General features: G+C 31.9%; 23 protein-coding genes. 10 read left to right on the top strand and 13 right to left on the bottom strand.

Features of this window, described 5'->3' with window-relative positions:
• Nucleotides 1–21: 21 nt before the first annotated feature.
• The gene (locus tag V1T75_RS08515) at nucleotides 22–2418 is read right to left on the bottom strand and encodes a TonB-dependent receptor domain-containing protein (RefSeq protein WP_330488124.1); all 2397 of its coding nucleotides are present in this window, start codon (nucleotides 2416–2418) and stop codon (nucleotides 22–24) included.
• A 96-nt stretch (nucleotides 2419–2514) separates the two neighbouring features.
• Between V1T75_RS08515 and V1T75_RS08510 the strand changes: the two genes are divergently transcribed.
• Nucleotides 2515–2877, top strand: coding sequence for a CoA-binding protein (locus tag V1T75_RS08510; RefSeq protein WP_330488123.1), 363 nt, complete (start codon nucleotides 2515–2517; stop codon nucleotides 2875–2877).
• Here V1T75_RS08510 and V1T75_RS08505 read toward each other — a convergent pair.
• The 5 genes from V1T75_RS08505 to pyrR are packed head-to-tail and all read right to left on the bottom strand — an operon-like array spanning nucleotide 2874 to nucleotide 6026.
• The gene (locus V1T75_RS08505; protein ID WP_330488122.1) at nucleotides 2874–3815 is read right to left on the bottom strand and encodes a ribonuclease Z; all 942 of its coding nucleotides are present in this window, start codon (nucleotides 3813–3815) and stop codon (nucleotides 2874–2876) included. The genes V1T75_RS08510 and V1T75_RS08505 overlap by 4 nt on opposite strands.
• Nucleotides 3816–4136 (bottom strand): T9SS type A sorting domain-containing protein, encoded by a 321-nt coding sequence (locus V1T75_RS08500; RefSeq protein WP_330488121.1) that lies wholly within the window; start codon nucleotides 4134–4136, stop codon nucleotides 3816–3818.
• A gap of 43 nt (nucleotides 4137–4179) precedes the next feature.
• Nucleotides 4180–4512 carry a hypothetical protein gene (locus V1T75_RS08495; RefSeq protein WP_330488120.1) on the bottom strand — a complete coding sequence of 111 codons (333 nt, stop codon included), beginning with the start codon at nucleotides 4510–4512 and terminating at the stop codon, nucleotides 4180–4182.
• 2 nt (nucleotides 4513–4514) lie between these two features.
• Nucleotides 4515–5447 carry an aspartate carbamoyltransferase catalytic subunit gene (locus V1T75_RS08490; protein ID WP_330488119.1) on the bottom strand — a complete coding sequence of 311 codons (933 nt, stop codon included), beginning with the start codon at nucleotides 5445–5447 and terminating at the stop codon, nucleotides 4515–4517.
• A gap of 24 nt (nucleotides 5448–5471) precedes the next feature.
• Nucleotides 5472–6026: a bifunctional pyr operon transcriptional regulator/uracil phosphoribosyltransferase PyrR gene (pyrR, locus tag V1T75_RS08485; protein ID WP_330488118.1), complete on the bottom strand. Its 555-nt coding sequence runs from the start codon at nucleotides 6024–6026 to the stop codon at nucleotides 5472–5474.
• A gap of 147 nt (nucleotides 6027–6173) precedes the next feature.
• Between pyrR and V1T75_RS08480 the strand changes: the two genes are divergently transcribed.
• Complete coding sequence (locus V1T75_RS08480) at nucleotides 6174–8066, top strand: SulP family inorganic anion transporter (RefSeq protein ID WP_330488117.1); 1893 nt, start codon at nucleotides 6174–6176, stop codon at nucleotides 8064–8066.
• A 47-nt stretch (nucleotides 8067–8113) separates the two neighbouring features.
• Here V1T75_RS08480 and V1T75_RS08475 read toward each other — a convergent pair whose 3' ends face one another.
• Together V1T75_RS08475 and V1T75_RS08470 are read right to left on the bottom strand one after the other, a co-directional pair.
• Nucleotides 8114–8860, bottom strand: a complete 747-nt coding sequence (locus V1T75_RS08475) for a DUF6928 family protein (protein WP_330488116.1) — start codon at nucleotides 8858–8860, stop codon at nucleotides 8114–8116.
• Between the two features lie 39 nt (nucleotides 8861–8899).
• Nucleotides 8900–9841, bottom strand: a complete 942-nt coding sequence (locus V1T75_RS08470; protein WP_125345236.1) for a hydrogen peroxide-inducible genes activator — start codon at nucleotides 9839–9841, stop codon at nucleotides 8900–8902.
• Between the two features lie 116 nt (nucleotides 9842–9957).
• On the opposite strand from V1T75_RS08470, the gene V1T75_RS08465 reads away from it, so the two are divergent.
• Both V1T75_RS08465 and V1T75_RS08460 read left to right on the top strand, forming a co-directional pair.
• Complete coding sequence (locus V1T75_RS08465) at nucleotides 9958–10428, top strand: Dps family protein (protein ID WP_125345235.1); 471 nt, start codon at nucleotides 9958–9960, stop codon at nucleotides 10426–10428.
• A 127-nt stretch (nucleotides 10429–10555) separates the two neighbouring features.
• Nucleotides 10556–11926: a serine hydrolase domain-containing protein gene (locus V1T75_RS08460; RefSeq protein ID WP_330488115.1), complete on the top strand. Its 1371-nt coding sequence runs from the start codon at nucleotides 10556–10558 to the stop codon at nucleotides 11924–11926.
• 29 nt (nucleotides 11927–11955) lie between these two features.
• Here V1T75_RS08460 and V1T75_RS08455 read toward each other — a convergent pair whose 3' ends face one another.
• Complete coding sequence (locus V1T75_RS08455) at nucleotides 11956–12735, bottom strand: sulfite exporter TauE/SafE family protein (RefSeq protein ID WP_330488114.1); 780 nt, start codon at nucleotides 12733–12735, stop codon at nucleotides 11956–11958.
• Between the two features lie 46 nt (nucleotides 12736–12781).
• Nucleotides 12782–13702, bottom strand: coding sequence for an AraC family transcriptional regulator (locus V1T75_RS08450; RefSeq protein ID WP_330488113.1), 921 nt, complete (start codon nucleotides 13700–13702; stop codon nucleotides 12782–12784).
• A 199-nt stretch (nucleotides 13703–13901) separates the two neighbouring features.
• Between V1T75_RS08450 and V1T75_RS08445 the strand changes: the two genes are divergently transcribed.
• The 3 genes from V1T75_RS08445 to acs all read left to right on the top strand — a co-directional run bounded on the left by V1T75_RS08445 (nucleotide 13902) and on the right by acs (nucleotide 17800).
• On the top strand, nucleotides 13902–15401 hold the full coding sequence (locus V1T75_RS08445; RefSeq protein ID WP_330488112.1) for an aldehyde dehydrogenase family protein: 1500 nt from the start codon (nucleotides 13902–13904) through the stop codon (nucleotides 15399–15401).
• A 58-nt stretch (nucleotides 15402–15459) separates the two neighbouring features.
• Nucleotides 15460–15801: a DUF779 domain-containing protein gene (locus tag V1T75_RS08440; RefSeq protein WP_330488111.1), complete on the top strand. Its 342-nt coding sequence runs from the start codon at nucleotides 15460–15462 to the stop codon at nucleotides 15799–15801.
• A 91-nt stretch (nucleotides 15802–15892) separates the two neighbouring features.
• Nucleotides 15893–17800 (top strand): acetate--CoA ligase, encoded by a 1908-nt coding sequence (acs, locus tag V1T75_RS08435; RefSeq protein WP_330488110.1) that lies wholly within the window; start codon nucleotides 15893–15895, stop codon nucleotides 17798–17800.
• A 20-nt stretch (nucleotides 17801–17820) separates the two neighbouring features.
• On the opposite strand, the gene V1T75_RS08430 is transcribed toward acs, so the two are convergent.
• From V1T75_RS08430 to V1T75_RS08420, 3 genes are all read right to left on the bottom strand, one after another.
• Nucleotides 17821–18504 (bottom strand): DNA-binding response regulator, encoded by a 684-nt coding sequence (locus V1T75_RS08430; RefSeq protein WP_330488109.1) that lies wholly within the window; start codon nucleotides 18502–18504, stop codon nucleotides 17821–17823.
• A complete protein-coding gene (locus tag V1T75_RS08425) occupies nucleotides 18494–20503 on the bottom strand; it encodes a tetratricopeptide repeat-containing sensor histidine kinase (protein ID WP_330488108.1) in 2010 nt (669 codons plus the stop codon). The genes V1T75_RS08430 and V1T75_RS08425 overlap by 11 nt, the downstream gene beginning before the upstream one ends.
• A gap of 76 nt (nucleotides 20504–20579) precedes the next feature.
• Entirely contained in the window at nucleotides 20580–20810 is a 231-nt protein-coding gene (locus V1T75_RS08420; protein ID WP_330488107.1) for a hypothetical protein, read from the bottom strand.
• Nucleotides 20811–22479: 1669 nt separating this feature from the next.
• Here V1T75_RS08420 and V1T75_RS08415 point away from each other — a divergent pair.
• The 3 genes from V1T75_RS08415 to V1T75_RS08405 all read left to right on the top strand — a co-directional run bounded on the left by V1T75_RS08415 (nucleotide 22480) and on the right by V1T75_RS08405 (nucleotide 26611).
• Entirely contained in the window at nucleotides 22480–23940 is a 1461-nt protein-coding gene (locus V1T75_RS08415) for an alkaline phosphatase PhoX (RefSeq protein WP_330488106.1), read from the top strand.
• A gap of 89 nt (nucleotides 23941–24029) precedes the next feature.
• Nucleotides 24030–25733 (top strand): cytochrome-c peroxidase, encoded by a 1704-nt coding sequence (locus V1T75_RS08410; protein ID WP_330488105.1) that lies wholly within the window; start codon nucleotides 24030–24032, stop codon nucleotides 25731–25733.
• Between the two features lie 116 nt (nucleotides 25734–25849).
• A complete protein-coding gene (locus V1T75_RS08405; protein WP_330488104.1) occupies nucleotides 25850–26611 on the top strand; it encodes a hypothetical protein in 762 nt (253 codons plus the stop codon).
• Nucleotides 26612–26718: the final 107 nt, after the last annotated feature.

Here is a 26718-nt window from a genome sequence, read left to right as displayed (position 1 = left end):
ATAATTAATTAAAAACTAATTTTATAGGAAACCTCCGCCTCCTTGCTTTTCGTTATTGTCGCGTTGTTTTCTAGCACGGGCTTTGTTTTTTCCTCCACCAAACCTATAGTTAAATCCAATATAAGCTGTTCTGCTTTCCCATTTAAAACGTCCATTTTGAACAAAAGGTCTTTCAGAGTTAAATTTAAATCTCATATCGTTAAAGATATCATTTACTCTAAGGTTGATATTTCCTTTCCCTTTAAGAATGCTATAGTTAGCACCAATATTAACCATTTTCATAGGGTCTACGTCCCATTGAATGTCTTCTCTTGGACCTCTATACATAGCAAATAATTGTAAACGTAACTTTTTAGATACTGTAAAGCTATTGCTTATACGTGCGTTAAAAATATCTGTTTTAACTTCAGTAGTAGGAGCATTAGGATTGCTTAAATCAGTGGTTCCAAATTGTTTTTGAGAATAATAATCCATACTAGCATTAGCTCTCCACCATTTTGCAATTTTATAGTTTGCAGAGAACTCTAAACCATACGCATCTGTGTCATCAAAATTTGCAAAAGTTAATATTTGTCTTACGTCATTAGCATCGCTTGGATCTTTATAAGTAGCTCTGTTAATTACATCGTTAATATTTCTGTAAAAACTTCCTAAAGTTATAGATCCGCCTTTTATTTTTCGTGTATAGTTAAATTCAACTGAATTAGTGAACTGAGGAACAAGGTCAGGATTACCTATTGACGTAATTAAAGGCGTACTCCATTCTCTAATAGGGTTTACTTGTTGTATTCCTGGTCTGTCAACTCTTTTGCTATAACTTAATTGAAATTGATTTTTTTCAGAAGGATTATAGGTAAGAAAAGCTGATGGATATACACTAAAGATGTCATCTGTGACAGTTTCTGTAGGTTCACCTTCTTGATTAAATATTCCTTTTATTTTATACTGCTCAAAACGTGCACCTAACTGCATAGTAAGTTTACCAAATTTATGACCGTAATTAGCATAAGCAGAGTAAATATCTCTATCATAACTAAAAGATGAATTGTTAAAATTAACCTGTGTTGTTAAGTTTGTATTATCAGTGTTATTTACTCTGTACTCTAAACCTAATTCTAATTTTCCATTTTTAGAAACAGGGTTAGTATAGTCTAAGTTTACTAATGTACTTTCTCTGTTGTTATTAATATCATTGAAATAATCTGGTTGTGAGTTTTCTAAGAAACGATTTTCTAAAAAGCTAGGTGTATCATTTTTAGAAAAGTTAGCTTCAAACTCTATATTATGTCCTTCTTTTTCAAATTCATGCTTGTAATTTACGTTATAGGCTTGATTATGACTATCACTTGTTTGTGTGTTAGGAGAGTGTTCTATTAAATCACCATTATTATCTGTAATTATAGCACGCCCCCTAGCATTACTATCAAACCAGTTTTGAGTAGTGTAAAGAGACAAGGTGTTTTTATCGTCTAAATAAATATCAGCTCCAATTTTAAATAAATGAGACTCATTGTCATTAATAAAAACAAAGTCTTGGTTGTTAACTCCAGGTCTGTTAACATAACCAAAGTTATAACGATCTCCACCATTAAATCCGTAGTTACCAAAAAAGTTAACTTTTCCTGTTTTATAATTCATGTTTGTAGATGCATTATAACGAACATAATGTCCAGCTTCAACTCCTGTATTTATAGATCCATTAAAGCCCATATTAGCGTTTTTATTAAGAATAATATTAATAATACCGCTCATTCCTTCAGGATTGTATTTTGCAGAAGGGTTGGTAATTAATTCAACACTTTTAATAGATGTAGAAGGAATTTGTTTTAATAATTCAGAAGCAGGAATGTTGGTAGGTTTTCCGTCAACTAATACACGTACATTTTCATTACCACGTAAGCTGATGTTCCCCGATTGGCTGTCAACACTCACAGATTGTACATTGTTTAGTAGCTCAGAAGCAGTAGCACCTGCTGAGGTTAAATCTTTACCTACATTAATTACTTTTCTATCTACTTTTTGGGTTACCGAAGAAGTTTCTGCACGAATTTCTACTTCGTCTAAGGTGGTACTGTCTTCTTCTAGAGAAATAATCCCTAAGTTTACTTTATTTGATTTATTACTAACTGAAACAGGTTTAGAAAATGTTTTATATCCAATAAATTGGACTTCTACAATGCTGTTGCCTTCAGGGATGTTCTTTATAGAAAATAAGCCATTATCATCCGTAATTCCACCAGTAATAATTTTTTTGGCAGCATCTTTGATTATGATATTTACATAGGGGAGGGGTTGCTTGGTTGTTTGATCGACTACCTTACCAGAAATTACTCCTGGTTTAGGAAGGTTACTTTTAGGCATTTGCGCATAAATACTGGTAGTAAATACAGCTAAAAGTATTAGTAATATGTTTTTCATTTTTGTTGTTTTTGAATTGTTTTGACGCTTAATAGACTCTTTATTACTTAACTTTGTTACTTAGTTTAAGAGAGTTTAACGTATTATTAACAGAAAATGAAAAAACGTACTTTGGTGTTAGGAGCTTCGCTAAAGCCCAATAGATATTCTAATATTGCTATTAAAAGGTTAAGAGATAATGCCATAGAAACTGTAGCAATTGGTTTACAAAAAGGAATTGTTGCAGATGTAACTATTGAAACAGAAAATATTTTTTTAGAAAATATAGATACTGTAACCTTATATTTAAATCCAAAGCGTCAGGAATCGTATTATGAATACATAATTAATTTAGAACCTCGTAGAGTAATTTTTAATCCTGGAACCGAAAATGTAGAGTTTATTAAGTTGTTAAAAGAAAAAGGGATTGAGAGTGAAATAGCTTGTACTTTGGTGCTTTTATCAACAAAGCAATATTAATTTAAAATTTCTACAGGAAAAGAATTGGTGCTATATCTTTTTCCTGCTTCCGCTAATTCAGTATTCTTAAAAACTGTTTGAGCCTCAATTTTAAAATCGTTAATGTTTTTATACCTGCTAGAATAATGCCCAATAATTAATTTATGTGCATTTGCTTGATTGGCAATAGAAGCTGCTTGTTCTGCGGTTGAGTGTTTTGTTTTATCACATAAATCCTCTCTGTCTTTTAAAAATGTAGCTTCATGGTATAACAAGTCTACCTCTTTAATAATAGGAACAATGTCTGGTTTGTAGGCAGTGTCACTACAAAAAGCAAAACTTAAAGGTTTAGGCGGATTGATAGTAAGTTCGTCGTTAGGAATTACCTCTCCAGTAGAAAGAGTAAAGTCCTTTCCTGCTTTGATGTTATGAAAGTCACAGGTTTCTATTTCTTTGTATTGCTGAATATTGTCAATGTGTAACTTTCTAAGTCTTGGTTTTTCAGTAAAAAGAAAACCATTAGTATATACCCTATGGTTTAAAGGTATAGTTCTTACAGTAACGTTATCATCTTCAAAAATAAGTTCACTTTCTTTAGATTCTAATTCGTGAAAAACAATAGGGTACTTAGTCCACGATTTTGAAACCTTTAACTGAAGTGTTGTCACCTCTTTTATACCTTTTGGGCCGTAAATATGTAATTCTTTTTCTCTGTTTAAAATCCCAAAAGTAGCAATAAGTCCCACTAAACCAAAAAAGTGATCCCCGTGTAAGTGAGAAATAAAAATATGGTTGATTTTTGAAAAACCAACCTTGTATTTTCGCATTTGTCGTTGGGTACCCTCTCCGCAATCAATTAAAAAATGACGATTGTTAATTTCTAAATATTGGGCAGTAGGATAGGCATTAACTCTAGGGGTAGCAGAATGACAACCTAAAACAGTTAAGTGTAAACTCATTTATTTAATTACAAAGCGTTTTGAAATGATTTCTTTATTACTTTGTATTGCGTAAATGTACATTCCAGATTTTAAATCGTTACGTTGAAACGGAAAAGAGTTACGGCCTTGAACCACTTTAAGCTCTTTGTTATAAACGGTTTTACCTAATACATTTCTAACAGTTAAAATAACTGTTTGACTATGTTTAGCATTAAAGTAAATAGTAGTATTGTTTGTAAAAGGGTTAGGGGATGCGATTAACTTCTCAATTGATTTTTCTTGAGAAAAACCAATGGAAATAGCTAAGAAAAAAGTTATAAATAGTATTTTTTTTACCATAAATTATCATTTAGGGGATGGATAATTACTTAAAAACATAAGGTTAAAAACCTAAATCACGTTGAATATTTTCCATTTCTATAACATCTTCTGCTTCTACTAATGTAGGAACAATGTTAAAGGTTTCTGGAAAATCATCAATAGTTACATCTTTTGATACAACCACAAAAGATGTGCCATTGTTTTGATGTTGTTCTGCGTATTTCAAAAATAGCAAAATATTTTTGTTAGAAGCATTAAATTCTTCTGAAATTACAATAATCAGGTTTTTTCCTGTGAGGTTTAGGTATTCATTCTCAAAGCTTTCAATGAAGTTCGAAAATGTATTTTCCTCAGCAGTAATTAAAGTGTAATCAGTTTTATTTATTATATTCATTGCTATCTTTTTATTTGTTGTGCTAACAAATAAATAACTGCCATACGAACAGCAACTCCATTTTCTACTTGATTTAGAATAATTGATTGATCACTGTCGGCAACATCACTTGTTAATTCTACTCCTCTGTTAATAGGACCAGGGTGCATGATGACAATTTTTTTACCAAGATTGTCTAAAATTTCTTTGTTGATACCAAAAAGTTGTGTGTATTCTCTAGTTGATGGAAAATATTTTATATCCATACGTTCGTGTTGCACACGTAATACATTAGCAACATCACACCATTCCAAAGCTTTTTTTAGGTTGGTTTCTACCTCAACCCCTAAACTAGAAATATATCTAGGAATTAAGGTGCTTGGTCCACAAACTTTTACTTTAGCTCCTTGTAATTGTAAAGCGAATATGTTTGACAAAGCTACACGAGAGTGTAAGACATCACCTACAATTACAATTTTCTTACCTTTTAAGTTACTATTTAAAGCTTCTCGCATAGAAAAACTATCTAATAATGCTTGGGTTGGATGTTCATGTGTACCATCACCAGCATTGATAATTTTAGCATCTACATGGTTTGATAAGAAAATTCCTGCTCCTACATTTGAATGACGCATTACAACAATATCAACTTTCATTGATAAAATATTGTTCACAGTATCAATTAAAGTTTCTCCTTTTTTTACTGAAGATTGTCCAGCAGAAAAATTAATAACATCTGCAGACAAACGTTTTTCAGCTAATTCAAAAGAAAGTTTTGTACGTGTACTGTTTTCAAAAAATAAATTAGCAATGGTAATATCACGTAAGGAAGGAACCTTTTTAATAGGTCGGTTAATGACTTCTTTAAAATGAGCAGCAGTTTCAAAAATAAGCTCAAGGTCATTTTTGTTAAGGTATTTAATTCCTAGTAAATGTTCAACACTTAACTGCTTCATTTTAGTTTGTTTTTTTAATCATAACTAATCAAGCTTTGAGGGCTTGGGTTCAAGGTAAATTGTATCTTCTTTATGAGTTTCTTGCCAGTTTACAACTACTTTTTCTTCGTTGATGGCGTCTACTTGTCTTCCTCTGTAATTAGGTTGTATTGGTAAATGACGGCTAAAACGACGATCTATTAATACCAATAATTCAACATAATCAGGTCTTCCGTAGGATTGTAGTGCTGTTAAGGCACTTCGAACGCTTCTTCCTGAAAATAAGACATCATCAATAATAACCACCTTTTTTCCTTCAATTAAAAAGTCAATTTGTGTAGAAGTGGCTTCTAAGGGTTCTTCTCTTCTGCGGAAATCATCACGATAAAAAGTAATATCTAACAAGCCTAACTTTAGGTCTTTAATATGATATTTTTCTCTTAGTAATTTAGCCAATCGATTAGCTAAATACGAACCTCTAGGTTGTAATCCTATTAAAACGGTGTTAGAAAAATCGTTGTGATTCTCGATTAACTGACACGCTAATCGATGCAGAATGATTTCAATTTCTTTCGAAGTAAGTAGTGTTTTTCTGCTCATTTGTTGCTACCAAATTGGTTTGATAGTTCAACGTTCAAAATTAAGGCAAAAATTTACGCTGACAAAATTAAACTTAATGAAAGGTAAAACTTGGTCTATAAAATTATCTTTACATTTGCGCACTTTTACAAAAGACTCTTAGAAATTATGATGAAATACATTAAAAGTAAGAAGATTAACATAAAAGACGATTCGCTAGCAGGTATTACAGTATCGTTAGCAATGATACCAGAAGTGGTAGCTTTTGCTTTTGTGGCTCAAATTAGTCCTATTGTAGCACTGTTTGGAGCTTTCGTTGTGGGAATCATTTCTGCCGTTTTTGGAGGAAGACCCGGGTTAATCTCTGGAGCAGCAGGAGCCGTGGCAGTAATTTTTGTAAACATGATACAAGAAGGACATGCAAAAGGACTGCTGTTTGATACGCCTGTAGAAAATATGGGGTACTTCTATTTATTGGCAGCTGTGGTTTTAATGGGGGTTATTCAAGTATTAGCAGGAGTATTTAAACTAGGGAAATTAGTTCGGTTAATTCCACACCCAGTAATGATGGGGTTTGTAAATGGTTTAGCGGTTGTTATTTTCATCGCCCAATTAGGGATGTTTAAAGAAAACAAGAAAGATATTTTCGGACAAAACATGCGTAAAACCGAATCGAAAGAACTGGTTTATAAAATAGCAGATAATGAAGTACAAGATCTAGTATCAAATGCTGCATTATTTTCAATCAAAGGAAATTCAGTAATTAACAATCAAACAAATCAAGAAGTTTTTGTGAAATCAGATACACAAGTGTTTGATGCTAAAACAAAAAAGGTTGTTTTTAATATAGAAAATGGCGGATTCTATTCCATAAAAGATAGTGGAGTAGTAAAATCTACTTTACAAGGAATAAAACTATATACTATGATAGGGTTGGTGTTACTAACAATGTTAATTATATGGTTGCTGCCAAAAGTAACAACAAAAGTACCAGCAGCGTTAACAGCTATTTTAATTGTTACGTTTGTAGCTGTTTTTGGAGGATTGGAATCTATAAATGTTGGAGACTTCATTAGAGATGGTGGAGGAGCTGGTTTAAATGGTTTTGATGAGATTTCTAAAAAAATGAATTTAGCAGAACTTTGGAGCAATTTACCATTCAACTTAGATACGTTAAAGTTTATAGCACCGTACGCTTTTTTAGCAGCTTCTGTTGGATTGATTGAAACGTTAATGACGATGAACTTAGTGGATGAATTAACAGACTCAAGAGGTGATGGTAATAAAGAGTGTATAGCTCAGGGGGCTGGAAATATGGTAAGTGGTTTGTTTGGAGGAACTGGTGGTTGTGGTATGATTGGTCAAACAGTAATTAATATTAACGCAGGTGGTAGAGGACGTTTATCAGGAGTTATGATGGCGGTTACTTTATTAATTTTTATTCTTTTTGCAGATAAATATATAGAACAAGTACCTATTGCAGCTTTAGTAGGCGTAATGTTTATGATGGTAATTGACACATTTGCATGGTCGAGCTTTAGAATTATGAACAAGATACCAAAGTCAGATGCGATTGTGTTAATTATAGTATCAGCGGTAACCGTGATTTTTGACTTGGCAATAGCTGTATTTGTTGGAGTTATTATTTCAGCATTAGTTTTTGCTTGGGAAAATGCCAAAAAAATTAGAGCGAGAAAGCGTTTTAAAGAAGATGGAACTAAGATTTACGAAATTTGGGGACCATTATTCTTCGGAAGTATTACTGCTTTTAACGAAAAGTTTGATATTAAGAATGACCCAGCTAATGTGGAAATTGACTTTGTAGAATCGCGTATTTCTGATCACTCAGCTATTGAAGCTATTTTTATACTAGTTGAAAAATATCAAAAGGTAGGAAAAAAGGTAACCTTAAAACATTTAAGTGAAGATTGTAAGGTGTTGCTTTATAAAGCAAGCCCTATTTTTGCAGATGTTATTGAAGAGGCGGTAGATGATCCTCGTTATCATTTAGCAGCAAATCCGGAAGATTTTCCAAAACCTTTATCAGAATATAGTTTTTAAATCGCTGAGCGATAAAAAATAAAAAATCCCGCTAATAGCGGGATTTTTTATGTGTTTTTTAGAATTAGGCGTATAATGATTATTGCAACTAAAAATAATAGATACTTTAGAAATTTTGTGTTTAATTGAGTGTTTTTATTTAAGTTATCAAGAGGAGAAGAAACTTTTTTTATGTTAGTAGGCGTTTTTGAAAAACTATATCCTTCGAAATTAGTATCAAATAATAACTCATCATCTGAATTCAATTGCTTTCCAAAATACCTTGTACATAACTCAAATACAAAATTTTCACCTACTTGATCTTCAGTAAATTCTCCTTCAGTAAAATCATCGAAATTATAAAACCTATTTCCATTTTCATCTATTTTTGACTTAGATAATAGTTTTTCTTCCTCTTTAAGAGGTTTACCGAAATCAATAAAGGTGCCTAGTTCTGATGTTCCTCCTTTAACCCTTAATTTTTGATTATTTATAGTAACAGAATATGCCCAAAAATTAACAGTGCTTTGAAGAGCAATAGAACATATTTCAGTATCAGGAAAAAAATCAGATAGTGTATTTTCCTCATAGGAAGTGTTTTCTTCAAATGATTTTATGGGCAATTCTTGTTCACATATTATCCAATTTCCTTTGTATTTTGTAATATAAACGGTATTATCTGGAGGTAACATAACCTCTTCAAACGTTTTAGGAACTATTTTTTTTAGATTATGAAAACCGATACTATTTAAGAGTTTTTCTTTCTCTACTTCTTTGTTAGAGTTAATAATTACGCATGATATTTTCCACCCCATAGCTAGGTCAGTTATTTTAAAATGTTAACTTAATGAAGTTTATTTTTTCTGAAGTGGACTTATAATTTCTACATCACTAAAAGCAATAGCACCTCTAATAACACTATCAATAGTACTTTTTAGAGCTTCTATCAATTGCATTTTCAATTGAGATTTATGATAAATCAAGCTAACCTCACGTGCAGGAGAGGGAGTTTCAAACTCTCTTAAATGAGTTTTATCTCGCTCATTTAAGTCCAACGTGTTTAAGTAAGGAAGTAAGGTCATTCCTAAACCGTCTTTAGATAACTTTATCAATGTATCAAAACTTCCACTTTCTAATTGAAAGTGATGTGTTGAACTTCTTTTATTTGTTCTACAAAGATTAATTACACTGTCTTTAAAGCAATGTCCGTCTTCTAACAATAAGATATCATCAACTTCTAAATCGTCAACTTTTAATTTCTTTTGATTAAATAAACGATGTTCACTAGGAACCAATCCAACAAAAGGTTCATAATATAAAACACGTTCTTTAATCGCTTCATTTTCTAATGGAGTAGCTGCAATAGCAGCATCGATATAACCATCCATTAATTTTCTTACAATTTCCTCAGTAGTTAACTCCTCGATAACCAACTGTACTTTGGGGTAATTTTTACTAAATGTTTTTAAAAACATAGGAAGTAGTGTAGGCATAATTGTGGGAATGATTCCTAATCTAAACTCACCTCCTACATAGCCTTTTTGTTGATGCACAATGTCTATAATGCGATTACTCTCATCAACAATAACTTTGGCTTGCTCTACAATGCGTTTACCAACTTCTGTAAGTTCTATTGGTTTTTTTGAACGATTAAAAATTTTAGCATCTAATTCTTCTTCTAATTTCTGAATTTGCATACTCAACGTTGGTTGTGTAACAAAGCAATGTTCAGCGGCTATGGTGAAGTTTTTATATTCAGCAACCGCTAGTGTATATTTTAATTGTGTTATAGTCATTTCAATAATAATTTTTGATAAAGATATTAAAACAATCGATTACCTTTATAGTAAAGTTGTTAAAACTTGCCTTAAATTTGTAGTAGAAAAAGTAAAAAACTTAAAATCAAAACAATATGTCAACCACAATTTTAGGATTAGATAAACAAAAAACTGAAAATTTAGTAAAAGAGTTAAATGCCTTATTAGCAAACTTTCAAGTGTATTACCAAAATGCAAGAGGATTGCACTGGAATATTAAAGGAAAAAATTTCTTTGAGTTACATATGAAATTTGAAGAATTTTATACCGATGCGCAAGAAAAAGTAGACTTAATTGCAGAGCGTATTTTAACATTACAAGGAACACCATTGCATACTTTTGAAGATTATACTAATGTGTCGAGAGTACCAGTAGGTAAAAATATTTCAAATGATGTAGAAGCTGTAACATTAATCATTAATTCATTATCAGAATTACTAAAAATAGAGCGTACAATTCTTGATTTGTCGGATAATGCAGAAGATGAAGGAACAAACTCGATGATGAGTGATTTTATAGCTGAACAGGAAAAAACATTGTGGATGATGAATGCTTGGTTAGGCTAAGAAATAGTTATCTATGTTTTGGGGATGAAAGAGCAACGTATATACGTTGCTTTTTTTTTTGGGGTAAAACTTGTAACCTGTTTTTTTTTGCTGCGTCTTACCTACGATAATCACGAAAACAAACCAAATGAAAAACAGAGTTCAAATTAGAAAAGGGATACTTTCTGTATTGTGCTTTTTACTAACAAGTATGGTTAGTGCACAAAATTTAGAGTCAGAAATTGATGAAATTTTAAAAGCTCAATTTAAAGATAATGAAAGTGGAGTTGTTGCTTTGGTTGCTAAAAAAGGAAATGTTATTTACAAGAAAGCTTATGGAAAGGCTAACTTAGAGTTAGATGTAAACATGAAGCCAAAAAATGTTTTCGAAATTGGTTCAATTACTAAACAGTTTACAGCAGTTTCCATACTAATGTTACTAGAAGAAGGAAAACTTGACCTAGAAAATAAGTTAGCTAAATTTATACCTAATTATCCAAAAGGAAAAGAAATTACAATCCACCACCTATTAACACATACTTCTGGGATTAAAAGCTACACCTCAATGCAAAAGTTTGGAGAAGTAACAACTCAAGATGTAGAACCTTTAAAATTTATCGATTTCTTTAAAAATGAACCGATGGATTTTGAACCGGGGGAGCAATATAAATACAATAATTCTGGGTACTTTATTTTAGGGTACATTATTGAAAGAGTAAGCGGAATAAGTTATCCAGAATTTGTTGAAGAACGAATTTTTAAGAAACTGAATATGAATTCTTCTTCTTATGGAAGTCATGTAAAACTGATTAAAAACCGAGCCATAGGATATCGAAAGAGAAATGGAGACTATTCGAATGCTCAATACATAAGTATGTCGTTACCGTATGCGGCAGGATCACTTATGTCGAATGTAGATGATATGTTGCGATGGCAAACAGCCATTCGTAATAATACACTAGTAAAAAAAGAAACAATTGAAAAAGCGTTTACCAATTACGCATTAAACAATGGTAAGAAAATAGATTATGGGTATGGTTGGAGCTTGAATGAAATAAATGGAGTACCAACTATAGAACACGGTGGCTCAATACCAGGGTATAAATCTATGGGAGTATATGTGCCAAGTGAAGATGTGTATGTAATTGTATTTTCTAATTGCGGTTGTAAATCACCAACAGCATTGACTATAAAAATAGCAGGGTTGGCTATTAACAAACCTTTTGCTACAGGTAATAATGCTGTTTCTTTATCAAAAGAAGAGTTACAAAAATGGGTAGGTACTTATAAATTTGAAGATGGAGGAATTCGTTTAGTTACGATGGAAAATAACCAACTGTATAGTCAAAGAAAGGGGAGTTCAAGTAAATTTAAGATGTATCCTACTTCACCAAATGAGTTTTCTTTTGAAGATGGATTTTACACGTATAAGTTTTCAGAAAAAAAAGGAAAGAAAACAGTAATTTTTCAAAACAGAATAAAAAAAGAAAAGGGTATGCTTACAGCAAACCAAAGCTAAAGAGTAATAAAAGGAGCAAAAAAGCGAAATTAAAATAAGTACTTAATTAAAATACGAATACTCACAAAGGCAATCAAAATAGCGGTTGCCTTTTTTAGTTGCTTAGGTGTAAAGAATTGGTTACTCATTCTACTACCTATTTGCCCGCCTATAAAAACTGTAATTAGGAGAGCAGAGGTTAAATTCCAATCGATAGAAAACTCAGGGTTTGTATACTGACCTATCAACCCAGATATAGAATTTACCAAAATAAAAAAGCTTGCTGTAGCAGCTATTTTTTTAGGAGTGTCCCAATTGGTTAAATGAAGTAACGGAGCTAAGAAAATACCGCCACCAATTCCAACCATTCCAGAAATAAAACCAATAATTCCGCCATAACCTGCATTTTTTACTAGGTTTAAATCGGTAGTTTTATTGTTGTTGGTAACTACTTTGTTAGAAATCCACATGGTAATAGCTGCAAAAAGTAGTGTAAAACCTAAAAGAATAAAGAAAAACGTTTGACTTATTCGTAAATAACCACCTAAAAAAGCCATAGGTACACTAAATAGCGTAAGCGGAATAACCTTTTTCCAATTATATTGCTTTTGTTGTATGTACAGTAAAACATTACCAGTAACTACCATAACATTACAAAGTAATGCCGTAGCTCTTATTTGTGTAAAAAGTAAGCTCGTAAGTGCTAAAACAGCCAAGTAACTAGAGCCTCCACCAAAACCAACTGAAGAGTATAGAATAGCTACAATAAAAAAAAGTAAGATTATGTACCAATTGGTACTTAAAACATCTAGAAAAAGAGAGATAACCATATCAAACAAATGTACCTATAAAAGTTTTTGAAAAAAAGTTACTGATTTACTCTTTTATAAAGGACTTTTTAAATTGCTGAGGAGTAATCATCTCCATTTTTTTAAACTGCCTGTTAAAATAGCTAATATTGTTAAAACCAGATTTGTAAGCTATTTCAGAGATTCGTAGGTTTTTAGATTGTTTTATAAGTTTTTTAGAAAATTTAATCTTTTCAGAATTTATATAGTCAATAGGAGAAATTCCTAAGGTGTTTTTAAACTTTTTATGAAAATGAGATGTACTCATACAAGCCTTCTTAGCTAACAATTCTACAGTGATATCTTTATTAGTAAGGTTGTTTTTAATAAACTTAATAACCATGCCAATACGGGTGTCTGTAAGTGTACCAGAAGGATCATTTAAAATAAAAGCTTTAGCCTTTGTTTGTAATAATCTAACAATCAATTCTTGTATCATAAGATCAAGAAGAATGTCTTTAGATTTGTTTTGATCGGTAAATGTATGTACTAAACGTCCAACTAAATGATTAATATCCGTATTATGAACAAGGTGAGAAGAAGTTTCATTTAGCTTCCAATGATTATTTTCACGCTCTATGGCTACATTGTGATTAAATTTTTCTACTATCTCGTCAATTTTATCAGAGTCAATACCCAAAGCCAAACATTGAGTAGGATTCTCTTTTTCAGCCAAAGGAAAATCGATAATCATTTCTTGGTTGGTAGGCATTACTACAGATTCACCAGGGAAAAACTCAAAGGGTTCCATACCTTCTAAATGCATTATTTTTTTTCCAGTGAGCATACTTGCAATCACAGGAAAATCAAAAGTCAAAGAGACTTGTTCTGCGCTTTTGTGAGTTTCAAAAATATTTAACTCAGCATATTCAGCATTGTACGTAGTTCTGTTCTCAATTAAAGTAGTGAGTTTTCTACTCTCTTTATGTCGACTTAATAAATGGTTCATAATCAATAGTACAAAAATCTATCGTTTCTTTTTTGAGATAATAGATATGTGTTACAATTTAATAAATACGTTCAATGTATTGACTATTTGATATTTTAATTTTACAAAAATTACGAAATATTCATTTTTAACACGGATTGATTAGAGAAGTGTTATTTCGAAAAATTAATTTAAGTAAAGAACAAAAATACAAAGTTTTATGAGTTACACGAAACCAAAATTTAAAGACACGTATGCAAATTTCATCAATGGGAAGTTTGTGTCTCCATTAGGTGGAGAATATTTTGAAAACAGATCTCCAGTTGATAATAGCGTTATAGCAAAATATCCAAGATCACAAAAAGAAGATATAGAATTAGCATTAGATGCAGCCAATGCAGTAAAGGAAAGTTGGGGAAACACTTCAGCTGCAGAACGAGCTTCTTTGTTAAATAAAGTAGCAGATATTATTGAGGCAAATTTAGAAGAGTTTGCCTTAGTAGAAACCTGTGATAATGGAAAACCAATACGAGAAACATTAAATGCCGATGTTCCATTGGCGGTAGATCATTGGCGCTATTTTGCTGCTGCTATTAGAGCAGAAGAAGGAAGTGCAACAGAGCTTGATCAAAATACCTTATCAATGAACATTAAAGAGCCTTTAGGAGTTGTGGGGCAAATTATTCCTTGGAATTTTCCTCTTTTAATGTTGTCGTGGAAGTTACCTCCAGCATTGGCTACAGGTAACTGTGTAATATTAAAACCAGCAGAACAAACTCCGTCATCTGCAACCTTGTTAATGGAAAAAATAGCGGATGTTTTTCCTCCTGGAGTTATTAATGTCGTGCATGGTTTTGGTCCTGAAGCAGGGAAACCATTAGCATCGAGTTCAAGAATTGATAAAGTAGCCTTTACAGGAGAAACCACTACAGGGCAGCTAATTATGCAGTATGCTTCTAAAAATTTAAATCCAGTAACGATGGAGCTAGGAGGTAAGTCTCCAAACATCTTTTTTAACAGTGTAATGGATGCAGACGATGCATTTTTAGATAAGGCTATTGAAGGAGCTGTGTTGTTTGCTTTTAATCAAGGTGAAGTTTGTACCTGCCCTTCACGTATTTTAGTTCAAGAAGCTATTTACGATGCCTTTATGGAGCGAGTGGTAGCAAGAACAGAAGCTATCGTACAAAAGAGTCCGTATGACGTAAACACAATGGTAGGTGCGCAAGCATCAAATGATCAATATGAAAAGATCCAGGCATATATTAAAATAGGAAAAGAAGAAGGAGCAAAAGTGCTATGCGGTGGAGAAGCAAATGTACTAGAAGGAGAGTTAGCAAATGGTTTTTATATTAAACCAACTATTCTAGAAGGGCACAATAAAATGCGTGTCTTTCAAGAAGAAATTTTTGGACCTGTTGTATGTGTAACAAAGTTTAAAGATGAAGCGGAGGCGTTAGAAATAGCAAATGATACCATGTACGGATTAGGGGCAGGAGTGTGGACACGAGATGCACATCAGTTATATCAAATACCAAGGGCTATTAAAGCAGGAAGAGTATGGGTAAATTGTTACCATGCTTATCCTGCGCATGCGCCATTTGGAGGATATAAAAAATCTGGATTTGGTAGGGAAACACATTTAATGATGATGGATCACTATCGTCAAACTAAGAATATGTTAATATCGTATGATAAAAACAAGTTAGGATTCTTTTAGTTGTTTGACAATACTGAGCTTTTTAAAGCTCAGTATTGTTGTTATTAAAAAATAAAATATGCAAAGAGTAGCAATAACAGATGCCGCAAAAAAAATAGTTGAAAAACTAAAAAAGCAACATGGCGCATTGATTTTTCATCAAAGTGGTGGGTGTTGTGATGGATCATCACCAATGATTTTTCCTAAAGATGAAATGTATTTAGATGAAAGTGATATTTTGTTGGGAGTGTTAGAGGAAGTCCCCTTTTATATGAATAAAGATCAATATGAATATTGGAAGCATACACACTTAACCATTGATATAACTGAAGGAAGAGGAGCAAGTTTTTCATTAGAAATTCCTTTAGGAGTCCGTTTCATTGTACAATCACGTTTGTTGCAACAAGAAGATGAAGAATAGTGTTATTTTAAGAAGAGAAATTAATAAGTTGATAAACAATTAAAAAAGATTTATTTTAGTAGCTTAAGCTAAAATAAAAAGGAGTATAAGAATGAGTAACTACCACGTAAAAACATTAGAAGAATATTTTCAAGTATATAGAAAGTCTGTTAGAAATCCAGAATTATTTTGGGAAGAAATAGCAGAGGAACACTTTGTTTGGAGGAAGAAATGGGACACCGTTTTAGACTATGATTTTGAAAAAACAGAGTTCAAATGGTTTGAAGGAGCAAAGCTAAATATTACAGAAAACTGTATCGATCGTCATTTGCATATTAGAGGAGATAAAACAGCTATTTTATTTGAACCAAATAACCCAAAAGAAGAAGCTCAACACATCTCTTACAAAGAGCTACATAAACGTGTTTGTAAATTCGCCAATGTGTTAAAAGATAATGGAATTAAGAAAGGAGACAGGGTTTGTGTTTACTTGCCGATGATTCCAGAATTAGCCATTTCAGTTTTAGCCTGTGCGCGAATTGGAGCAGTGCACTCGGTTGTTTTTGCAGGCTTTTCGTCAACAGCACTAGCAACGAGAATTAATGATTGCGAAGCAAAAATGGTAATTACTTCTGATGGTTCTTTCAGAGGAGCTAAAACTATTGATTTAAAGAGTATTGTTGATGAAGCATTAGAAGACTGCCCTACCATAGAAACTGTATTGGTTGCTAAAAGAATTAATTCAGATATTCAATTAAAAGAAGGGCGAGATAAGTGGTTAGCCCCTTTATTAGAAGAAGCTTATCAAGATTGTGTTCCTGAAATTATGGATGCTGAAGACCCTTTGTTTATATTGTATACTTCTGGTTCAACAGGGAGTCCCAAAGGAATGTTACATACTACAGCGGGTTACATGGTATATACAGCGTATACGTTTAAAAATGTATTTAATTACAAAGAGAACGATGTGTATTGGTGTACCGCAGATATTGGCTGGATTACAGGGCATAGTTATATCGTGTATGGTCCCTTGGCAAATGGAGCAACAACTGTAATGTTTGAAGGAGTACCTAGTTATCCAGATTTTGGTCGTTTTTGGGAAATTGTGGAGAAGCATAACATAAATCAATTTTATACAGCACCTACAGCAATTAGAGCATTGGCGAAAGAACATTTAGATTTTGTGGATAGCCATAATCTTTCATCCGTAAACGTATTAGGAACGGTTGGGGAGCCTATTAATGAAGAAGCATGGCACTGGTATAATGATAATGTTGGAAAAAAGAAAAGTCCAATTGTAGATACTTGGTGGCAAACTGAAACTGGTGGAATTATGATTTCACCATTGCCCTATATTACGCCAACTAAACCTACTTATGCAACATTGCCTTTACCAGGAATTCAAATAGCATTGATGGATGAAAACGGAAAAGAAGTAAAAGGAAATCAGGTTGATGGTAGGCTGTGTATAAAATATCCTTGGCCTTCTATGGCAAGAACTATTTGGGGAAATCATCAACGTTATAAAGAAACGTATTTCTCTGCATTCGATGCTATGTACTTTACAGGTGATGGTGCACTTCGTGATGAGGTAGGTTATTATCGAATTACAGGTAGGGTAGACGATGTAATTATCGTTTCTGGGCATAATTTAGGAACAGCACCTATTGAAGATGCTATAAATGAACACCCTGCTGTGGCTGAAAGTGCTATAGTTGGTTTTCCACATGATGTAAAAGGAAATGCCTTGTATGGATATGTGATTTTAAAAGAAACAGGAGAGGCAAGAAACCAAGATAATGTACGTAAAGAAATAAATCAAATTATAACAGAGCATATTGGGCCAATTGCGAAGTTGGATAAAATTCAGTTTACAGCAGGACTGCCTAAAACACGTTCAGGAAAAATTATGCGTCGTATTCTACGAAAAATAGCACATAATGAATTAGATAATTTGGGAGATGTTTCTACACTCTTAAATCCTGAAGTAGTACAAAGTATTATTAATAACAGGATGTAAAATAAGAGAAAAAAGGATTCTTACAAGAATCCTTTTTCTTTTGCTATTAAAATTAAATCGCGATCATCAGAATTGTCAACCCCAAATACCTTAGCCATTTGTCGTTTTCTTTTTTGTACGGCAGCTAATGATAAGGGGAGTATGTTAGGCAATTTGTTAACACGATTACCAATCGATAATTCATACAAAATTTTTCGATCCAAATCATCTAAGAAATACTCATTAGAAACTTGACTTCTCAGCATTTTCATTACTGTTTTACTGTAGTAAGGAGGGTCGTTAAGCACTTCTTCAATAGCATGAACTAGCTCTACAGGAGTAATGTCGTTTTTTACCAAGAAACCATCTGGGTTTACATTTTTTAAAATGCTATGTACTCGATAATTATCGTTAAAAGTAGTAGAGATGATAATTTTAGCTTCTGGAAGCTTTTCATTTATAATCAAACCTAAATCTTCACCAGATAAAATACTTTTTTCTTCTAAAGGAGGTAAGCTAATGTCTAAAAAAATAATCTCAATAGGTTGCTTAGAAGAAGCATGGGTTTCAATAATTTCATCGGCAACGCCACAATTGTTCGCTATTTGAATATGAAAAGAAATGTTTTCATTTTGACTTTCAATATAGGTAAAAGCACTTTTGTAGGCTTCTGATATTAAAGGATGATCGTCAATTATTAAAGCGTTGTACTTTTTACTTTTCATTTTTAGTGTTAAAAGGGGTTATAATGACAAGTGTAGTTCCTTGATGTTCTTTAGAAATAAATTTTAAATGACCACCTAGTTTTTGTACCCTTGCTGTAATATTTTTGATACCAATTCCCTTTTTCTTTTTCTCGGTGTTAAAACCAATTCCGTCGTCTTTCAGCGAAATAATGAGTTCTTTTTTCTTAAAAGAAACCTCTAAGGTAACATTTTTTGCCTTAGCATGCTTTATAATGTTTTGCAAAGCTTCTTGAATGATACGATATACATTGGCCTTTGTAACTTCACTAATTTCGCTCCAAGGAATAGTTTTATCAAAATCAAATTGATAAGTAAAGTTACCAATGGCGCTTCTGTCTTTTAAAAGCTGCGTTAAAATTGTTGTAAAATTAATATTGGCACTATCAAAATTATCGCTTAATCTGTGAGAAACATCTCTAATTTCCTTTTCTATTTCTTGTAACTCGTCTAAAAAAGCCTGATGTTTTTCTTGAGTTTCAGGCTTCATTTGCATCGCTAAAAAGCCAAGATTTACTCGAGTACCAAAAAGTTTTCCTAACACACCATCGTGTAGTTCTGCCGAAATACGGTTGCGTTCATTAATTCGTTCTTCTTCTAATTTTGCTTGCTGTTGTAGGGTTAATACATATACTTCTTCATTGGCTTTTTGTTGTTCGGCTTCTAGTTTTAATTTTTCATTTCTTACTTTTTGTACACGTAAAAAATAGAGTAGGCTAAGAACTAGTAGACCAGCAAAACTAGTTACTAGAATCCATATACGTTGTTGACTTAATCGCTCGGTTTCTTCAATATATTCATCTGTTTCAAACTCAATACGTGTAAACTTATTTTGTATTCTTCGTTCGGCACTAATTAAGCTATCGTTAAACACTATATAACGATCTAAGTATTTTTTAGAATTTTGTTTGTCTAAGTTGGCAAGCTGGTTTAGAGTAGTTAAATAATCTCTACCATTCTTTAACTCTTTAGCCAATAAATTGGCTTCTTTAGCATATTGTAGAGCTTCAACGGTGTCTTTAATATATTTGTAATAATCTGAAATATGGATTTTAGAGGTTAGAATTCCTTCTTTGTTTTTTAAGCTGTCTCTTATTGCTAATGCTTTGTAAAAATCTTTTTTGATATTTAGAGTGTCATTCATTAAGAGTTTGCAGTGTGCTTTGTTGTCAAGAAGTGTAGCATAGTGAAGGGGTCTTATTCTCTTTTTTAGATCTTTATCATAGGCTTCAATAGCTTTTTTATAAAGATTTTTTTTTCTGTAAACATTACCAATGTTATTATATTTAGCGGAGTATACCTGTTCTTTACTTTCTAATTTAGAAAAGTACTTAAGTGATTTATTATGATAAAATAAAGCTTTATCATACTCTTTAATATCTTCTTGTAGTAAACCGAGTAAGTTGTATGCGTTATATAGCTCTTTGTTACTTTTAGTATCTTTAAAAATTTTAATAGCTTTAATGAGTAGTACTTCACTACCTGTGTAATCTCTGTATCTACCTTTAATTCTAGCCATACCATATAACATTTTTCCTCTTTCATATTTATGATTTCCCTTATCAAAAGCTTCATAGCCCTTGTTAAAATAATGATAAGCTTTAGGGTAATTTTGTTTTCTAACAAAATATGTAGCAAAATTCCAATATGCATCACCTAAGGCATAATAGTCTTTTTGAGTCTTAGAGATTTCTATAGCTTTATGATTTATTTTTTTAAATAAAGAAGTATCTTTTAATTTGTAGTATTCATAGGCTATAGAGCTTAACTCTAAAGGTTTGTTTAAGTTATTGTTTAAGATATATTGATATGATTTAAGAAGTAGATTTTTTCTATTATTAATGTCTAGCTTTTTATTTTTGGATTTATTAATCCAAATATCAATACTATCACTTTGAATAAGGAAAGTATTTAAGTTGTAGCTAAAACAATTTTTTGAAAGTATAATTAACAAAAAAGATAGAATAATTTTTTTTATCATTTTAATTTTATAAAGTAAACAAATCTAAAAAAAAAAGCCTCTAACATTTGTTAAAGGCTTAGTTAATTGGTAAAGGTTAATTTCCTTTACCACCATCATCTGTATCTGTATCACCACCACCAGTATCTATATCGGTAGTTCCTCCAGTACCGTTATCACCGGTACCATTGGTAGGTACATTAGTACTTGTAACTAATTCTGTTTGGTTAACAGTGTTGTTCGGCACAATATCTTCTGTTAAGTCTGTACAACTTGTAGTTAACAAAAATAACAAGCTTATTAGTAGTGTAAATTTTAAAGTTCTCATAATTTCAATTTTTAAATTTTGACAATAGTTTTCCTAGCCGCATCTGCAGCTCATATAGCATCGAAATAAATTTTCGCGTGTATTGCATCATTTTTAAATGAGGCAATAGTCATCTAACCCAAGTGTTTGGGTAGTAGGTAGAATTAAATTGATAGAAACATCAATTTATGAAGATGCGTTACTGCTAAGGCCTATTGAGTACAACAGACTTCAGGAAATTCTACTTTGTCATAAAGGAAGCGTTTGCAATTTTGAAATGAACGCTAGTTGATTTTGATTCTAAAATAGTGACATCATTATAAATAATGAAGGTAATTTTAGTAAGCGTTCTTGTTTAATGAGTAAACGTCCTTTTTCATTTAGTGTGTGCAATTTTAATGTTTTCATAGCTTTTATTTTGTCCCCTTAATATAGTGAAAAAAAACGAATCATACAAGTTTTAACTTGTTAAAAATGTGTTTTTTAACAAAAAAAGGCGTCTTTTTTAAAAAAGACGCCTTTGTGTAATATATAAGTAGAGAATAATTACTAATTCCTCATTAAATACATTGCTTTACAATAAACATCCTTGTCCTTTTTTGTTTTGTAATCAGCTCCTTTTCCATAAGCTAAGCTGCTACTTCTGTTTATATTAGTTAATACCATAGTGTTAAATTATTATTTGTCAATACTACTAAATTAAGTTTGCCTTAATAAGTAGGGTACAAATATACAGAATTTTTACAACAAAACAAGTTTTTTTAGATGTTATTTAGTTGATAGTCAGTATTTTAGATTGATTTTGAGATAGAAGGGGGTTGTCCGGATAAGATCCAGATAAGAAGTTATTGGTAACGTTTTGTACGTTAGTAGTTTAGAGTTCAATTAAGAATTTTTATATGTTTTATGTTAAAATTTCATTTTTCAAAAAAAAATATAAAAAAAGCGTCCAAAATTATTTGGACGCTTTATATATTATTACATAGTTATAATCAACTCATGTTTGAGTTCTTATTATAATTAACATATAACGTCCGGTTTCGGCAGATTCCTTCATCAGGATTTCTGCGAAAACCACATGTTAAGCTTACCAGCTCTTGTGCTATATGTAAAATCATTTTTTTCATAAAAAGCAAATATATATAAATTTTAATAATTATTGTTTTGGACTATTTTTTTTGCTTTTAAAGTGTTTTTTAGTCCATTTTGATAAAAAAGTAAGTCAGTGACTTACTAAAAGTAAGTCACTGACTTACCAAAAAGAAAATTAGACGGTTTATTTTTGTCTCGGTTAAAATTTAAACCTTGTATAAGGTAAGATATAAAATGGGGAATTATATCACGTCGTCGGGGAAAATTCTATGAAAAAAAAGAAAACAAAATGATTTTTACTCTAACCAAAGTAAAATTTTGAAGTAAACTAAGAGCACCTTTTAAAGGTGCTTTTTTTTTTATTATATAGAAAATGAAGCAAGCAATTATAAGGACCATATAAATTAAGTAAAGAAAAGGTTAACTTGTAGAGGGGTGATAGTTAGTGTTTAAGTCGTTTTGAGGACAATTATTGTGTAGGGCTGTTTAAGTTTAGTTAAAGTTGGTAACCTTTTGATGAGATAGATTTAAACTACAGCTAAGAACTTCTTAAAGTAAGAGTTGTTGATTTGCGGGTATAAATAAAATTAACAAAATAATGAAAAACTTACTTAAATTAGGATTCTTAGGTGTTTGTGGTGCTATTGCTTTAACATCTTGTGATTCTGATAGTACCCCTAATCAAGGAGATTCAATTGAATTAAAAGCACATTCAAAAACTCCTAACTTCTTAAAATTAGAATCTGCTTTTTCTGGAGTGAAAATTTACCCTTTGTTATCTTCTGAAGATAAGTTAGAAGATACACCAAACTTTGTATACGGTTCTATGGCAGACGGAGCTGGGTTAATGAGAAACTCAGATGGTACTTATACTTTAATAAATAATATAGAGGCAGATTATTCAATTGCTCGTATTACCTTAGATAAAACTTTTAAACCTGTACATGGAGAATATATTTTAAATGCAAATGCTACAGCTAGTACGGCACAGTGTTCTGGATCTTTAATTACAGAGGCTGAGCACGGTTTTGGTCCATTGTATTTATCAGGAGGAGAATGGGGAGGAGCTTCTAAAGGAGTTTTTGCTACAGATCCTTTAAAGAGTGCTTCAGCAGCAAGTTCTCCAAGAATGTTAACAGCTTTAGGGCAATGGTCTACAGAAAATGCTGTAGCTATTGGTAAAGACGCTTATGCTAATAAAACTGTTGTATTTATAGGAGATGATCATTCAGATAATGAAGTTCCTTCTGGTCAGTTAGGGATGTATGTAGGGAGTAGAGGAGATTTAGAAGGAGGTAAATTGTATGGTTTGAAAGTAACGGATGAAGGTATTGCATATGAAGTAGATATGAAGGAAGGTACAACCTATAATGCTTCTTTTGTTGAGTTAACGGAAAAAAATATCGATTTACTTGATGCTGAAGCAAAAGAAAAAGGTGTAATGGGCTTCTCTCGTTTAGAGGATATTGATTGGAGAAGAGGTTCTGCTCAAAATAATCGTGAAATTTATTTTTGTGTAACAGGTCGTAAAAAAGATGGTTTAGTGGGGAAAGGAAGTATTTACGGACGTGTATATAAGGTGGAGTTAAATGAAAACGATCCTACTGGAGCGGCAAAAATTACTTGTGTATTGGATGGCGATATGTTAGATGGAAAGGCGAGTGCTTTCCACAGTCCTGATAACATTGTAGTGACTGAAAATTATGCCTATATCCAAGAAGACCCTAACGGATATTTTGATGGAGAAAAAAATCATGCGGCAAGCTTGTATCAATACAATTTAAAAACAGGAGAGTTAAAAAAAGTATTAGAATGCGATCAAGTAACGGCTTCTGCACAAGGTTATGGAGCGTCTTACCAAGATAATGCATGGGAAATTACGGGGATGATTGATATTTCTGAAACTATTGGCGTAAGCAATACGTTCTTATTAATTACTCAAAACCACGGATGGGTTCCAGCAGACGGGGGAGCATTTACTGACGCGAATGCAAATGATGCAGCTGAAACATCAAAAGAAGGAAGTCAATTGTACGTTGTTCAAGGATTAAATAGGTAATGACAAAGAATTTTCAAAAAATAAAAAAGACACATGTTCTCATGTGTCTTTTTCTACTATCTATAGTTAGCTGTAAACAAGAAAAATCGGTGAGCTATACAAAGGTTGAAAATCAAATTTTGGTAAAGAAAGTTCAAGATTATTATTCAAAACATCTTGAAAACTGTATTTCGTATTTAGAAGAAATTAATACCGTTAAAGAGGTTTCAGAAAAACTTAAAAACTACAAATTAGCAAGAAATGAATTTAAGTTACTGGAACCAATAGTAGCTTTTGCAGATAAAGAAAACTACAAGAGCTTAAATGCTCCTAATATTTTAAAGGTTGAAGAAGAAGATGCAACAGATATTAAAATAAGAAGTCCTTTTGGATTTCAGGTTATAGAAGAATTATTGCACGAAGAAACAGCTGAGACTATTAACGTAGATGAAATAGTTAAAATTACAGCGAACAGACTTAGGTTAATAGCTGCAAATAATAGGCTGTATTTAAAAAAGCATCATATTTTATGGCTGTTACGCGACCAAATTGCTCGTGTAGCTTTGGTAGGCATTACAGGCTTTGATTCACCCGTATTAGAGCAATCGTTATCAGAAGCAAAAACAACCTACGAAACCTTACTCTTTATTATAAACACATATAAAAGTGAGTTTTCAAAAGATAATTTATATACTGATTTTGTAAATGAGTTGCAGACAGCTCAAAAAATGTTACAAGAAGGCGACTTTGAGTTTTTTAACCGCTATGATTTTATAAAAAATCACACACATAAAGAATTGGAGCTGTTGGCAAAAACCTCAGAAGATTGGAAAGTGGAATTCCCGTTAACTATGGCGTTCAACAATAACATCACTTCATTATTTTCTAAAGAAACATTTAATGTGGATTTTTTTAACGATTACCACCAGCTAGAAAAAGCCACGTCTGAAGAGAAAATAGCATTAGGAAAAAAGTTATTTAATGATAAGAACCTGTCGAAAGATGGTGTGATGAGTTGTGCTACTTGTCATATTAAAACCAAAGCTTTTACTGATGGGTTGGCAACTTTTCCGAAACAGTTAAGAAATACCCCAACTGTATCGTATGCAGCTTACCAACAAACTTTTTTTCACGATGGAAGAGCAGGGAGTTTAGAAGGGCAAATTGTAGGTGTTGTTGAAAACAGGAATGAGTTTCATACCAATTTAGAAAACTTAACGGAAATTGTAAAAAAAGACAGTGTGTACACAAAATCGTTTGCTAATTTATATGGAAAAGTAACTGATTTTAACATCAGAAACGCAATGGCAAATTATATTAGAAGCTTGGGCGACTTTAGTTCTAAATTTGATAAAAACATCAATAATAAGGAAAACACTTTAACAACGTCTGAAATCAACGGTTTTAATCTTTTTATGGGGAAAGCAAAATGTGCCACTTGCCACTTTCCGCCTGTGTTTAATGGAACAGTTCCACCTAATTTTACTGAGACTGAGGTAGAGTCTATAGGAGTTCCTAATACACAAGAAACAGGGTTAGATGATGATTTAGGGGCGTATAATATATTTAAAACTGAAGAACGAAAGTACTTTTTCAAAACTTCTACCGTTCGTAATGTATCCAAAACGGCTCCCTATATGCATAATGGGGTATATGAAACCTTAGAACAAGTAGTTGATTTTTATAATGAAGGTGGAGGACAAGGATTAGGGTACGAAGTGTCAAATCAAACCTTACCATCAGATAAATTGAACTTGTCAGAAAAAGAAATTAAAGACCTAATAGCTTTTATGGAAGCCTTGACGGATGAATAATTCATTCAATTTTTATAGTTAACACAAACTCTCTAAATATATTTGGAGAGTTTTTTATTTTTACTGTAATTTCTAATGGTAGTTTCGACCAAATAGAATAAAATAAATCAATCATCATGAAAAAAATAGTACTACTAATAGCTATAGCTCTTGTTTCAACAGCATGTAAAAAAGAAGTTAAAAAGGAAACAAGTAAAAAAGATGAGGTAGCAATATCAAAATATCCAAAAGCTTTAGAAGAAGTTTTAAAAAAACATGGAGGCATTGAACAGTGGAAAAAAATGAAAACACTGTCATTCACATTAAAAAATGAAGAACATACTACAGACTTACATTCACGAAAAACAGTAGTAAATTCGCCAGAATATTCTTTGGGCTTTGACGGAAAAGAAGTGTGGTTGCAACAACAAGATTCAACAGCGTTTAAAGGAAATCCTGAGTTTTATTACAACCTATATTTTTATTTCTACGCAATGCCTTTTGTGTTGGCAGATGATGGTATAGTATATTCAGAAACAAATCCACTAATTTATGAAGGAGTAACTTACCCAGGAATAAAAATTTCATACAAAGCCAACGTCGGAACTTCACCAGATGATAATTATTTTATATTTTACCATCCAGAAACAAAACAAATGGCATGGTTAGGGTATACGGTTACCTTTTTTAGTAAAGAACCAACCGATGCTTATAAAATTATAAGATATAACGATTGGGAAAATGTTAACGGTTTATTATTGCCAAAATCCATAACTTGGTATGCTAAAGATGAAAACGGACAACCAACAGAACCAGGACGAGCACCTACTCAGTTTAAAATGCCTTTGTTAAGTGAAGCATCATTAGCCAATAGTTTCTACGAAAAACCAAAACAATAATCAACTAACAAAAAACAAAGTATGGATAAAAAGTATGTATGGAAAAAAGAGTATACATTAGTCTTAGTAGCTAATTTAGTATACATCGTGTTATTTTACATCATTAC

Origin of the sequence: Tenacibaculum sp. FZY0031 (assembly GCF_036350695.1) — a bacterium.
In the GTDB taxonomy this organism is placed as follows: domain Bacteria; phylum Bacteroidota; class Bacteroidia; order Flavobacteriales; family Flavobacteriaceae; genus Polaribacter.
Note: the sequence above shows the minus strand (reverse complement) of the source record. Positions and strands in the feature narration are given on the sequence as shown.

Coding starts and splice junctions, on each gene's coding strand:
- V1T75_RS08515 (WP_330488124.1), bottom strand. CDS start 2,418: ATGAAAAACATATTACTAATACTTTTAGCTGTATTTACTACCAGTATT.
- V1T75_RS08510 (WP_330488123.1), top strand. CDS start 2,515: ATGAAAAAACGTACTTTGGTGTTAGGAGCTTCGCTAAAGCCCAATAGA.
- V1T75_RS08505 (WP_330488122.1), bottom strand. CDS start 3,815: ATGAGTTTACACTTAACTGTTTTAGGTTGTCATTCTGCTACCCCTAGA.
- V1T75_RS08500 (WP_330488121.1), bottom strand. CDS start 4,136: ATGGTAAAAAAAATACTATTTATAACTTTTTTCTTAGCTATTTCCATT.
- V1T75_RS08495 (WP_330488120.1), bottom strand. CDS start 4,512: ATGAATATAATAAATAAAACTGATTACACTTTAATTACTGCTGAGGAA.
- V1T75_RS08490 (WP_330488119.1), bottom strand. CDS start 5,447: ATGAAGCAGTTAAGTGTTGAACATTTACTAGGAATTAAATACCTTAAC.
- pyrR (WP_330488118.1), bottom strand. CDS start 6,026: ATGAGCAGAAAAACACTACTTACTTCGAAAGAAATTGAAATCATTCTG.
- V1T75_RS08480 (WP_330488117.1), top strand. CDS start 6,174: ATGATGAAATACATTAAAAGTAAGAAGATTAACATAAAAGACGATTCG.
- V1T75_RS08475 (WP_330488116.1), bottom strand. CDS start 8,860: ATGGGGTGGAAAATATCATGCGTAATTATTAACTCTAACAAAGAAGTA.
- V1T75_RS08470 (WP_125345236.1), bottom strand. CDS start 9,841: ATGACTATAACACAATTAAAATATACACTAGCGGTTGCTGAATATAAA.
- V1T75_RS08465 (WP_125345235.1), top strand. CDS start 9,958: ATGTCAACCACAATTTTAGGATTAGATAAACAAAAAACTGAAAATTTA.
- V1T75_RS08460 (WP_330488115.1), top strand. CDS start 10,556: ATGAAAAACAGAGTTCAAATTAGAAAAGGGATACTTTCTGTATTGTGC.
- V1T75_RS08455 (WP_330488114.1), bottom strand. CDS start 12,735: ATGGTTATCTCTCTTTTTCTAGATGTTTTAAGTACCAATTGGTACATA.
- V1T75_RS08450 (WP_330488113.1), bottom strand. CDS start 13,702: ATGAACCATTTATTAAGTCGACATAAAGAGAGTAGAAAACTCACTACT.
- V1T75_RS08445 (WP_330488112.1), top strand. CDS start 13,902: ATGAGTTACACGAAACCAAAATTTAAAGACACGTATGCAAATTTCATC.
- V1T75_RS08440 (WP_330488111.1), top strand. CDS start 15,460: ATGCAAAGAGTAGCAATAACAGATGCCGCAAAAAAAATAGTTGAAAAA.
- acs (WP_330488110.1), top strand. CDS start 15,893: ATGAGTAACTACCACGTAAAAACATTAGAAGAATATTTTCAAGTATAT.
- V1T75_RS08430 (WP_330488109.1), bottom strand. CDS start 18,504: ATGAAAAGTAAAAAGTACAACGCTTTAATAATTGACGATCATCCTTTA.
- V1T75_RS08425 (WP_330488108.1), bottom strand. CDS start 20,503: ATGATAAAAAAAATTATTCTATCTTTTTTGTTAATTATACTTTCAAAA.
- V1T75_RS08420 (WP_330488107.1), bottom strand. CDS start 20,810: ATGAGAACTTTAAAATTTACACTACTAATAAGCTTGTTATTTTTGTTA.
- V1T75_RS08415 (WP_330488106.1), top strand. CDS start 22,480: ATGAAAAACTTACTTAAATTAGGATTCTTAGGTGTTTGTGGTGCTATT.
- V1T75_RS08405 (WP_330488104.1), top strand. CDS start 25,850: ATGAAAAAAATAGTACTACTAATAGCTATAGCTCTTGTTTCAACAGCA.